Origin of the sequence: Streptomyces sp. NBC_01460, assembly GCF_036227405.1 — a bacterium.
Taxonomy (GTDB): domain Bacteria; phylum Actinomycetota; class Actinomycetes; order Streptomycetales; family Streptomycetaceae; genus Streptomyces.
In genome coordinates, this window is sequence record NZ_CP109473.1 from 3140137 (window position 1) to 3151400 (window position 11264).

Here is an 11264-nt window from a genome sequence, read left to right on the forward strand (position 1 = left end):
CAGGCGTGGGACAGACATGGGCCATGCGCGTGCCGCGTGTCCGAAACGGCGGGCGCGTTGGAACGGCCGGCGCGCCACCCTCTATGCTTCACCTCGTTTTCCTGCGTGGTTCCCGCCTCCGGCGCGACGCTCCTCTCCACGCCCCCTGCCCGGCCACACCTGTTCACGACAATCTGCACAGCGGGAGCGAGCGGTGAGCGGAACCTCCGAAGGGCCGACGCCCCGGGCGGGTGTGTCCCCCGGCGCCGCGCCATCAGAGGTCACACAGCGTGATCATCAGGGGTCCGACCTCTCCGAGCTGCGCGAATACCGCGCCGCGTTCGCCGCCGCCGCCCTCCCGATGGCCGTCGTCGACCACCTCGGCCGGATCGTCAGGCCGAACGACGCGCTGGGCGCGCTCCTGGGGACGGACCCCACGTCCCTCACCGGCCGGCTCGCGGCGGACCTCGTCGGCCTCACCTCGGACAGCACCGCCCGGCAGGAGTACACCGAGGTCCTGCGCGGCACCCGCCCCCGGCTCCGGTGCGCCCGGCGGCTCAAGCACGCGGACGGCCGGCCGCTGTGGGCCGAGATCACCGTCGCGCCGATGGGCGAACCACCGGCGGACCGTGCGGGGCGGGTCCTGCTGACCGTCGCCGACGTCAGCGACCGGCGCGAGCTGCGGGAGCGGCTGCGCCATCTGCGGATGCACGACCCCGTGACCCGGCTGCCCAACCGCACGCTGTTCTTCGAACGGCTCGCGACGGCTCTGGAGAGCGCGCCGCCCGCGGACGGGACAGCGTCCCGCCACGGCCGGATCGGCCTCTGCTACCTGGACATCGACGGCTTCAAGGCGGTCAACGACACCCTCGGCCACCGCACCGGCGACCGGCTGCTCGCCGCCGTCGCCGGACGGCTCACCGACTGCGCCGAGGCCGACGACCACCGCACCGGCGGCCACCTCGTGGCACGCCTCGGCGGAGACGAGTTCGCCATCCTGGTGGACGACTCCTCTGGTACGCACCAGCTCACCGAGCTCGCCCGCTCGGTGCTCGCCGCCCTCCAGCGGCCGTTCGAGGTGGCCGGACACCGGCTGTCCGTCTCCGCGTCGATCGGGGTGGTGGAGCGGTCGTCGGCCGGCACCTCGGCCACCGCCCTGATGCAGGCGGCGGACACCACGCTGTACTGGGCGAAGGCCGACGGCCGTGCCCGCTGGACCCTCTTCGACCCCGAGCGCAACGCGCACCGGATGACCCGGCAGGCGCTCTCCTCCACACTCCGCCCGGCCGTCGACCGCGGGGAGTTCACACTGGAGTACCAGCCGCTGGTCGGCATGGCGGACGAGGTCGTACGGGGCGTGGAGGCCCTGGTGCGGTGGAACCACCCGCGGTTCGGGCTGCTGGCACCGAGCCGGTTCGTCCCGATCGCCGAGGAGGACGGCACGATCGTCGAGCTGGGCCGGTGGGTGCTGCGCACGGCCTGCCGCCAGGCCCGCCGGTGGCAGCTGGAACACCCGGACGAGCCACCTCTGTTCATCAGCGTCAACGTCGCGGTGCGGCAGGTGCGGGACTCCGATCTGGTCGCCGACGTGGCGGAGATCCTCGCGGAGACCGGCCTCGATCCCGGCCTGCTGCAGCTGGAGCTCACCGAATCGGCGGTCATGGGGTCGTCGGGCCGGCCGCTGCGGGTCCTTCAGGCCCTCAGCGACATGGGCGTCCGTATCGCGATCGACGACTTCGGCACGGGCTACTCCAACCTCGCCTATCTGAGCAGGCTGCCCGTCTCCGTACTGAAGCTGGACGGCTCCTTCGTGCGCGGCTTCCGCTACGAGGACGGCGCGCACCCCAGCCCCGCCGACGAGACGATCGTCGAGGCCATGGTGCAGCTGGCGCACCGCCTCGGGCTGACGGTCACCGCGGAGTGCGTGGAGACCTCGGGCCAGGCGGAGCGGCTGCGGCGGATCGGCTGCGACACGGGGCAGGGGTGGCTGTACTCGCGCGCGGTGGCCCCGGAGCGGATCGCCGAGCTGATCGGCTCCCGGCCTCCGGAGGGCTGACCGCGACTCCGGAGGCCGGCCGTCCGTCCCGCCGTCCGTCCGGAGGTCATCCGGACGGAGGTCAGGACGCGGGTGGTCAGGCCGCCGTGGGCAGCCCGTAGGCGTCCGCGATCAGCTCGTACGAGCGCAGCCGGGCGTCGCCGCCGTGCGCGTTCGCCGTGATCATCAGCTCGTCGGCGCCGGTCCGCTTGGCCAGGTCGTCGAGTCCGGCGCGGACCTCGTCCGCCGTGCCGTGGACGATGTCCTTCAGCCAGCCGTCGACGAACTCGCGCTCCATGGGGCTGAAGTCGTACGCCTCGGCCTCCTCGGGGGTCGGCACGAGACCGGGGCGCCCGGTGCGCAGCCGGACCATGGACAGGGCGCCGGTGAGGACCTGGCGCCGCGCCTCGCGCTCGTCGTCGGCGGCCAGTGCCGCGACCCCGATGAGGGCGTAGGGGGCGTCGAGCACCGCGGACGGCTTGAAGGACTCCCGGTACAGGTCCAGGGCCGGGACGGTGTTCCGGGCCGAGAAGTGGTGGGCGAACGCGAAGGGCAAGCCGAGGACACCCGCGAGCCGGGCGCTGAAACCGGAGGAGCCCAGCAGCCAGACGGGCGGCCGGGCGGCCGACTGCACGCCGCCGGGCGAGGTGGCCTGCACCGGGCCGGGGACGGCGTGGATGCGGGCGTAGGGGTGCCCGTCCGGGAAGTCGTCGTCCAGGAAGCGGGTCAGCTCCGCCAGCTGCTGCGGGAAGTCGTCGGCGCCCTCGTTCAGCCGGTCGGTGCGGCGCAGGGCGGCGGCGGTCGCGCCGTCCGTGCCGGGGGCCCGTCCGAGGCCGAGGTCGACGCGGCCGGGGGCCATCGCCTCCAGGGTGCCGAACTGCTCGGCGATCACCAGCGGGGCGTGGTTGGGCAGCATCACGCCGCCCGAGCCGAGCCTGATGCGCTCGGTGTGGGCGGCCAGGTGCGCGAGGATCACGGCGGGGGACGAGGAGGCGACGCCGGGCATGGAGTGGTGCTCGGCGACCCAGTAGCGGTGGAAACCGCGGCTCTCGGCCAGTTTGGCGATGTCCACACCGGTGCGCAGCGCCTGGGTCGCGGTGCGCCCCTGGCCCACGGTCACCAGGTCGAGCACGGAGAGGGGTACGGAGGCCGTCCCCCTCGCCGTGCCGCGAATCTCGTCGCCTCGGTTCTCGTCCACGTGTCTGGCCTCTCCGGTGCTGCGTCTGTGTACCGGAGGGTGCAAACAGGAGGATGGCTCCGCTTATTCCCGTACGCCCGCCTCGGCAGCCGTACGGGACGGTCCCGTGCGCCTACTCCCGGACCTCGATGCCCCGGGGCTCGACGGCGCCCAGCGGGGGCTCGCGGGTGGCGAAGAGGGTGCCGAGGGTGGGGGCCCAGATGCGGCGCTCGGCCAGCCGGAGGCCTTCCCAGACCGCCACCTGGTTGGCGGTGAGGACCGGCTTCCCGAGAAGTTCCTCCAGCTCGGGGACGTACGCGGCGGTGTGCAGGGCGTTGTCGGGGAGCACGACGACCTCGGCGTCGGGGTGGTCCCCGGCGACGGCCAGCTCCTTCACGAGCTCCACGTCGGCGGCGGCCGCGTCGGTCGCCGTGATGATGCCGCTGCCCCGGGTGGCGGCCACCTCGACGCCCCCGGCCCCGAGGAAGTCCGCGAACAGCGCGGCGACGTCCTCCGAGTAGGTCGCGGCGACCGCGACGCGGGAGGCACCCAGCTCGCGCACCGCGTGGACGAAGGCGATGGACGTGCTGGACGCGGGGAGCCCGGCGGCCCTGGCCAGCTCGGCCGCCTGTTGGTGCGCCCCGTCCCAGCCGTAGGCGAAACTGCCGCCGGAGCAGGCCCAGACCAGGGATTCGGCACCGGCCATCCGCAGCTCCTCGGCCCCGGCGGCCAGCCGGTCGGGCGTGCCCGCCGCACGGAGGTTCCCGGCCCTGCGGGCGTCCTCGTCGATGTCGGTGTGGAAGAGCGGCACTCTGATGTCGCTGTCGAGCATGACCTCGATCCGCGGGAAGTCGTCCTCCGCGGCGTGGCCCGGATAAAGAAGTCCTACGGTCGTCATGTCCATCCTTCCCATGGGTCCGGATGCCCTGCCGGCACTCCCGTCACCGGTGCCCCTGCCTGCGACAAGTATTCCCCTTATGGCCCCGTATCGTCGCCCGCAACAGGCGTGAGCTGGGGTTTCTCCCGCGGCGCCGAGGCCCGGTTGACGGGTCCGGCCCCCGGTGCGAGCGTGGTCATTCCTGATGACCACTCCTGTGATCCTCGTCCTCGACACCGACCCGTCACCGCGCCTCGGCCGGCTGACCGGCCGGGCCGTCGTCCGGTACGCCGACGAGCGGACGCTGGCCGAGCGGCTGCCCGGGGCGGACGTCCTGCTGGTCTGGGACTTCACCTCCGACGCCGTACGGGCCGCCTGGCCGGGCGACGGGCCGCGCCCCCGCTGGGTGCACACGGCGAGCGCCGGGGTGGACCGGCTGCTCTGCCCTGAGCTGGCCGCCTCCCCCACGGTCGTCACCAACGCGCGGGGCGTCTTCGAGCTGCCGATCGCCGAGTACGTCGCGGGGCTCGTGCTCGCGTTCGCGAAGGACCTCCCCCGCACGCTGGAGCTCCAGCGTGAGCACAGGTGGCGCCACCGGGAGACCCGGGGGCTCGCCGGCACCCGTGCCGTGGTCGTCGGCGCGGGCCCCATCGGCCGGGAGATCATGCGGCTGCTGCACGGCCTGGGCGTCCGGGTGGCGCTCGTCGGGCGTACGGCGCGGCGCACCATCCACGGCATCGAGGACCTTGACCGGCTGGCGGCGAGCGCGGACTGGGTGATCGCGGCGGCGCCGCTGACGGACGCGACGCGCGGGATGTTCGACGCCCGCTTCTTCGGAATGCTCCAGCCCTCCGCCCACTTCGTCAACGTGGGGCGCGGCCCGCTGACGGTCGAGGAGGACCTGGCCGACGCGCTGCGCAGCCACTGGATCGCGGGTGCCGCGCTCGACGTGTTCCAGGAGGAACCCCTGGGCCCCTCCAGCCCGCTGTGGGACGTGCCGGGCCTCGTGGTCTCCCCGCACATGAGCGGGGACACCGCGGGCTGGCGGGACCGGCTGGGCGAGCAGTTCGTGTCGATGTACGAGCTCTGGGCGGCGGGCGAACAGCTCCCCAACGTGGTGGACATACAGCGCGGTTACGTCCCTTCCCCGGACATCCACGCCCGATAGGCCCGATTGACGACCAGTCATGCGCCGGTGCCTCGGGGGGAATACGCCTCGCACACCCCTCGTCGCCCTCCGCCCATGACGAGACACGGGAAGGTCACCCTCCGGCCACCGTTCGGTTACATGACAGCGCTTCCTGCTTAGGCGTCCGGGATCGGGCAGGTGCTCACCCTGTCCGGACTGTTCGACACCCCGATTTCTCCAGGAGATTGCGAACCATGGCTGACTTCCCTCACCTGTCCCGTCGGGGCTTCCTCAATCGAACCGCGGCCGTGGGAGGTCTGCTCGTCGTCCCCGGCCTGCTCTCCGCGTGCAGCAAGACCGACGCGGGCGCCGCGGACGGTGAGGGCGCGCTCGACAAGCTCCGCAAGCAGGGCTTCGTCCGGGTCGCCTACGCCAACGAGGCCCCGTACGGATACATGGAGGGCAAGGAGCTCAAGGGCGAGGCGCCCACCCTGCACCGGGAGATATTCAAGGCGCTCGGCGTCGAGGAGCTGAAGCCCACCCTCTCGGAGTGGGACGGCCTCATCCCCGGTCTGCAGGCCGGCAAGTACGACGTGGTCAGCGCGGGCATGGCGATCACCCCCGAGCGCTGCGCCAACGCCCTCTTCTCCGAGCCGGAGTTCATCTCCCCCACCGCCCTGATGGTGGAGAAGGGCAACCCGAGGAAGCTCACCGACCTGGCGTCCGCGAAGGCGGCCGGGGTCACCGTGGGCGTGATGTCCGGTGCGGTGGAGGGCTCGTACGCCAAGGGCGCGGGCATCGCCGAGCGGAAGATCAAGACGCTGCAGAAGCCCCAGGACGGCGCGGACGCCGTCAAGGGCGGCCGGGTCGACGCCTTCCTGCTGACCGGCATCTCGCTGCGCTGGCTCGCCAGGACGAACCCGGACACCGAGGTCACCGAGGCCTTCGTGCCGGAGCTCGACGGGAAGCAGCAGTTCTCCCCCGGCGGCGCGGTGTTCCGCCAGGGCAACGAGGACCTTCGGGACTCCTTCAACCGTGAGCTCAGGAAGATCGTGTCGGACCGGTCCCGCTACGTGGAACTGCTCAAGGACTACGGCTTCGGCGCCACGGAGATCCCGCCGGCCACGCTGAAGACGGCCGACCTGTGCAAGGGCTGACGAGGGCGGACCGCACCGTATGAGCGACTTCTTCTCCACACTCCTCGACGAGCTCCCCCAAGTCGGATCGGGCCTGTGGGTGACGGTCCAGGCCACCGTCCTGGGCTCCCTGCTCGCACTGCTCCTGTCGTTCGCCCTGGGCCTCGCCGCGGGCAGCGGGCTGCTGCTGGTGCGCGGCTTCTCCCGGATCGTCGTGGAGTTCTTCCGCGGCACCTCCCTCTACATCCAGCTGTTCTGGCTCTACTACGCGATGCCCCAGCTGACCGGCTACGAACTGACCCCGCTGCTCTGCGGTGTCGTCGCCTTCGGCCTGAACTACGGGGCGTACGGATCCGAGATCGTGCGCGGCGCGATCAACTCCGTGCCCCGCGCCCAGTACGAGGCGGCCGTGGCGCTGAACATGACGCCGCTGCACCGGATGCGGAAGGTGATCCTTCCCCAGGCCTGGGTGCAGATGATCCCGTCCTTCACCAACCTGCTGATCCAGCTGCTGAAGTGCACGCCCCTGCTGTGGCTGATCTCCGCGGCCGACTTCATGACCACGATCGAGCACATCCGCAGCCTCACCGGTGAGACCCTCACCGCCTATCTGCTGCTGCTGGCCGTCTACTTCGTGCTCGCCTACGCGCTGACGCTGCTGATGAACCTGCTGGAGCGGTCGGCCAAGCGCCGGCTCGGCCTCCACACCGGGGCACGCGGCCTGCTCAAGACCCGTACGGCGGAAGCCGTCGCCACGGCCGGAGGTGCCCGGTGAACACGTTCGACCGGTCCGCGGCGGGGGAAGCTCTCCCCCTGCTGCTCGAAGGATTCCGGGTCACCCTGCTCGCGACCGTGCTCGGCACGCTCCTCGCGGCGGTGCTCGGGCTCGCCATCGCGGTGGCCAACCGCGCGCCCTCCCGGTTCGTGACGGTGCCGGTGAAGGCGGTGATGGAGTTCGTCCGCGCCACCCCGCTGCTGGTGCAGCTGGTCGGCGCCGCGGCCCTCTTCACCTCCGTGGAGCCGCTGACCATCGGCATCGTGGTCCTGGGCGTCCACTACGCCACGTACACCTCCGAGGTGTACCGGGCGGGCATCGACGGGGTGCCCAAGGGCCAGTGGGAGGCCTGCCGGGCGCTCTCGCTCACCCCCCGCCGGACCTGGCAGGCCGTGATCCTGCCGCAGGCGGTGCGCAACGTGCTGCCCGCCCTCGGCAACTACGCGATCTCGATGTTCAAGGAGACCCCGTTCCTCGCCGTGATCACGGTGCACGAGATGGTCTTCGAAGCCCGTAGCTACGGCGCCGACCACTTCGCGTACACCGAGGTATTCACGCTCGCCGGACTGGTCTTCCTGGTCGCGAGCTACCCCACGTCGCTGCTGATGAGAAAGCTGGAGAAGCGCCTTGGCCACTGAACCCGCCCCCCTGGAGAAGACCACCGACGCGGCTCCGGACCCCCTGGTGACCGGGGTCGAGCCACTGGTCCGCTTCGACAAGGTCGTCAAGCGGTACGGCGACCATGTGGTCCTGGACGAGCTGGACTTCACCGTGCGGCGCGGCGAGCACGTCACGCTCATCGGGCCGAGCGGCTCGGGCAAGACCACCATCCTGCGGCTGCTGATGACCCTGGAGAGGGTCAGCGACGGCGTGATCTGGGTCGACGGCTCGCCGCTCTCGCACGTGCGGACGCCGTCCGGCGCGCTGAAGCCGGCGGGTGAGAAGGATCTGCGGGAGTCCCGGAAGAAGATCGGGATGGTCTTCCAGCAGTTCAACCTCTTCCCGAACATGAAGGTGCTCCAGAACATCACCGAGGCCCCGGTCAACGTGCTGGGGATGGACCGCGACGAGGCGGAGACACGGGCCCGGGAGCTGCTCGACCTGGTCGGGCTCTCCGGGAAGACCGACGCCCATCCCTCACAGCTCTCCGGCGGCCAGCAGCAGCGCGTGGCCATCGCCCGCGCGCTGGCGATGCGGCCGGAGATCCTGCTGCTCGACGAGGTGACGTCGGCGCTGGACCCCGAACTCGTCGCCGGTGTGCTGGATCTGCTGGGCGACATCGCCAGGACCACCGACATCACGATGCTCTGCGTGACCCACGAGATGAACTTCGCCCGGGACGTGTCCGAGAAGGTGTTGATGTTCGACGCGGGACGGGTCGTGGAGTCCGGTTCCCCGGAGAAAATATTCACCGACCCCGAACACGAACGTACGCGCGAGTTCCTCAACGCGGTCCTGTGACCTCGTCCTTGGCGTAACGCCCGTGACTCTGGCATATGCCAAGCGAGTGCGCCCCAGCTGACGGAGCCGGGGCGCACCATCAACTACCCGACAGCCCCTCCATATCGGCCTGTTCACGACTATCGTGGGTCGTGAGCTTGTGGTCGCAACCTGGTAGAGGCCCTGAAGGGGGAACCGTGGCGTTGAAGCCCGAGCCGAAGGCGCCGTTCCATTCGGTGCAGTACGCCTTGCGTGTGCTCGAGTCCGTCTCGACGCACGGCGGCGGCGTGACCGAGGCCCGGATCTCCCGGGAGACGGGGCTGCCGACCGGTCATCTGGCCCCTCTCCTGCTGACGCTGCGCCGCGAGGGGTACATCGAGCAGGTCGCCGACGGCGCCTACATCGTCGGCTCCTCGCTGCTGGAGCTCGGCTCCGGCGCCGCCCGCAAGCTGGCCCTGGAGGCCAAGCTCCAGCAGACGCTGGTGCAGCTGCGGGATTCGGTCGGCGCGGCGGTCTACGTCAGCCGGTACGTCGACGGGGAGATCCGTGTCACCCAGGTCGCGGACGGGCCGCGCACACCCGCCGTCAACGAGTGGGTGGACTTCCGCTCGGCGGCGCACGCCAGCGCGATCGGCAAGTGCCTGCTCACCCAGCTCGACCAGAACGGCCGGCGCGACCACCTGGCACGGCACCGGATCGCACGGCTGACGTCGCGGACGATCACCAGCGAGAAGGTGCTCTTCTCGAAGCTGGACAGCCAGCCGGCGACGGTACCGGTCCTGGACCTCCAGGAGTACGCCGTGGGCACGGTCTGCGCGGCGGTCCCCCTGACGGCCGGTTCGTCCGCGGGCTGCCTGGCCCTGTCCCTGCCCATCGAGCACGCGCACCGGCTGCGGGCCGCGGCCGCCACGCTGAACCGGCGTGCGGCGCCGGTGCTGCTGTCCCTGGCCCTCTGATCGGCGGAAGACCCGGATGTCCCCGGCTGCCTGGACGGCGGCCGGGGACATCAGGCTGAGCGAGGACCCTGGAGCGAGGACCCTAGAGCGACAGCCAGGCCGCCGTGTCCGGGGGCAGTTCCCCGTCCGCCAGCGGGCCGCTGGCGATCAGGACGTCCGCGCCCTCCGGCAGCGCCACCGCGGACTCCGAGGCGTTGACCACGCAGCGGAAGCCGCCGTCCCGGTCGAAGCACAGCGTCCCCGGCCCCGCCTCGACCCAGGTCAGCGCCTCCGGCAGGACGGCCAGGCGCTCCCGGCGCAGGGCGAGTGCCGCCCGGTAGAGGCTGAGGAAGGAGTCCGGGTCCGACTCCTGCGCGGCGACGCTCAGGGCGGACCAGTCCGCGGGCTGCGGAAGCCAGGGGGCGGCCGTGGCCGGCTCCGGCGAGAAGCCGAGCGAGGCCCCCGACCCGCTCCACGGCAACGGCACGCGGCATCCGTCACGCCCCCGGTCCACTCCGCCCGACCGCACGAAGGTGGGGTCCTGGAGCAGCGCGTCGGGCAGGTCCTGCACCTCCGGCAGGCCCAGCTCGTCGCCCTGGTACACGTACACCCCGCCCGGCAGCGCCAGCGTCAGCAGGGCCGCCGCCCGGGCCCGGCGACGGCCGAGCACCGGGTCGCTCGGGTCGAGCAGCCGCTTGTCGCCCATGTCGAACGACGTGTCCTCACGCCCGTACCGCGTGACGTGGCGGATCGTGTCGTGGTTGGACAGGACCCAGGTGGGGGGCGCGCCCACCGGGGCGTGCCCGGCGAAGGTCTCCTCGACGACCCGGCGCAGGGCGTCCGTGTCCCACGCGCAGCACAGGAAGTCGAAGTTGAACGCCGAGTGCAGCTCGTCGGGGCGCAGGTAGCGGGCCGACTGCTCGGGGGTCGGCAGCCAGACCTCCCCGACGAACGTGCGGTCACCGCCGTACGTGTCGAGGATCTTGCGCCAGGAGCGGTAGATGTCGTGGACGGCGTCGCAGTCCTGGTAGGGCAGGTCGGTGACGTCGGGGTCCGGGCCGACGTCGGGCAGGCCCGGCTTCTTCGCCAGGCCGTGGGCGACGTCGATGCGGAAGCCGTCCACGCCCCGGTCCAGCCAGAAGCGCAGGACGTCCTCGAACTCGGCGCGCACCTCCGGGTGTTCCCAGTTCAGGTCGGGCTGCTCGGGCGCGAACATGTGGAGGTACCAGGGCCCGGCGGTGCCGTCGGCCTCCGTCACCCGGGTCCACGCGCTGCCGCCGAAGTACGAGGTCCAGTCGTTGGGCGGCAGCTCGCCGTCCGCACCCCGGCCGGGGACGAACCAGAAGCGTTCCCGCTCCGGGGATCCGGGGCCCGCGGCAAGCGCGTCACGGAACCAGACGTGCTGGTCGGAGCAGTGGTTCGGCACCAGGTCGATCAGGACGCGCAGCCCGTGTCCGTGGGCCTCGGTGATGAGCAGCTCCGCCTCGGCGAGGGTCCCGAAGAGCGGATCGATGTCGCGGTAGTCCGCCACGTCGTAGCCGCCGTCGGCCATCGGCGAGGTGTACCAGGGGTTGAACCACAGGGCGTCGACGCCGAGCTCGCGCAGGTACGGGAGGCGGCTGCGGACCCCGGCGAGATCGCCGGTGCCGTCCCCGTCGCCGTCCGCGAAGCTGCGTACGTAGATCTGGTAGATCGCGGCGTGCCGCCACCAGTGGGTGGTCACTGAGACTCCTTGCTCGGTATACATGGGGTGGTGCGGGCCCGCAGGTCAGGGGCGGGCC

At 71.8% G+C, this 11264-nt stretch carries 10 protein-coding genes; 7 read left to right on the forward strand and 3 right to left on the reverse strand.

Features of this window, described 5'->3' with window-relative positions; genetic code table 11:
- Nucleotides 1-193 precede the first annotated feature (193 nt).
- On the forward strand, nt 194-2035 hold the full coding sequence (locus OG488_RS13865) for a putative bifunctional diguanylate cyclase/phosphodiesterase (RefSeq protein ID WP_329229198.1): 1842 nt from the start codon (nt 194-196) through the stop codon (nt 2033-2035).
- Between the two features lie 76 nt (nt 2036-2111).
- Here the strand turns inward: OG488_RS13865 and OG488_RS13870 are convergent, their stop codons facing one another.
- Both OG488_RS13870 and OG488_RS13875 read right to left on the reverse strand, forming a co-directional pair.
- Nucleotides 2112-3212, reverse strand: a complete 1101-nt coding sequence (locus OG488_RS13870; protein WP_329229200.1) for an LLM class flavin-dependent oxidoreductase — start codon at nt 3210-3212, stop codon at nt 2112-2114.
- Nucleotides 3213-3324: 112 nt separating this feature from the next.
- Nucleotides 3325-4089: a maleate cis-trans isomerase family protein gene (locus tag OG488_RS13875; protein ID WP_329229202.1), complete on the reverse strand. Its 765-nt coding sequence runs from the start codon at nt 4087-4089 to the stop codon at nt 3325-3327.
- Nucleotides 4090-4273: 184 nt separating this feature from the next.
- Here OG488_RS13875 and OG488_RS13880 point away from each other — a divergent pair, with 184 nt between their 5' ends.
- The 6 genes from OG488_RS13880 (at nt 4274) to OG488_RS13905 (ending at nt 9504) form a co-directional block, all read left to right on the forward strand.
- Nucleotides 4274-5236, forward strand: a complete 963-nt coding sequence (locus OG488_RS13880) for a D-2-hydroxyacid dehydrogenase (RefSeq protein ID WP_329229204.1) — start codon at nt 4274-4276, stop codon at nt 5234-5236.
- A 215-nt stretch (nt 5237-5451) separates the two neighbouring features.
- The gene (gene ehuB / locus OG488_RS13885) at nt 5452-6354 is read left to right on the forward strand and encodes an ectoine/hydroxyectoine ABC transporter substrate-binding protein EhuB (protein WP_329229206.1); all 903 of its coding nucleotides are present in this window, start codon (nt 5452-5454) and stop codon (nt 6352-6354) included.
- Between the two features lie 19 nt (nt 6355-6373).
- On the forward strand, nt 6374-7108 hold the full coding sequence (gene ehuC / locus OG488_RS13890; RefSeq protein WP_329229207.1) for an ectoine/hydroxyectoine ABC transporter permease subunit EhuC: 735 nt from the start codon (nt 6374-6376) through the stop codon (nt 7106-7108).
- Complete coding sequence (gene ehuD / locus OG488_RS13895; protein WP_329229208.1) at nt 7105-7746, forward strand: ectoine/hydroxyectoine ABC transporter permease subunit EhuD; 642 nt, start codon at nt 7105-7107, stop codon at nt 7744-7746. Before ehuC ends, ehuD begins: the two co-directional genes overlap by 4 nt.
- Nucleotides 7736-8569 (forward strand): ectoine/hydroxyectoine ABC transporter ATP-binding protein EhuA, encoded by an 834-nt coding sequence (gene ehuA, locus OG488_RS13900; protein WP_329229210.1) that lies wholly within the window; start codon nt 7736-7738, stop codon nt 8567-8569. The genes ehuD and ehuA overlap by 11 nt, the downstream gene beginning before the upstream one ends.
- 176 nt (nt 8570-8745) lie before the next feature.
- A complete protein-coding gene (locus OG488_RS13905; protein ID WP_329229212.1) occupies nt 8746-9504 on the forward strand; it encodes an IclR family transcriptional regulator in 759 nt (252 codons plus the stop codon).
- An 82-nt stretch (nt 9505-9586) separates the two neighbouring features.
- Here OG488_RS13905 and OG488_RS13910 read toward each other — a convergent pair whose 3' ends face one another.
- On the reverse strand, nt 9587-11230 hold the full coding sequence (locus tag OG488_RS13910) for a glycoside hydrolase family 13 protein (protein ID WP_329229213.1): 1644 nt from the start codon (nt 11228-11230) through the stop codon (nt 9587-9589).
- Nucleotides 11231-11264 lie beyond the last annotated feature (34 nt).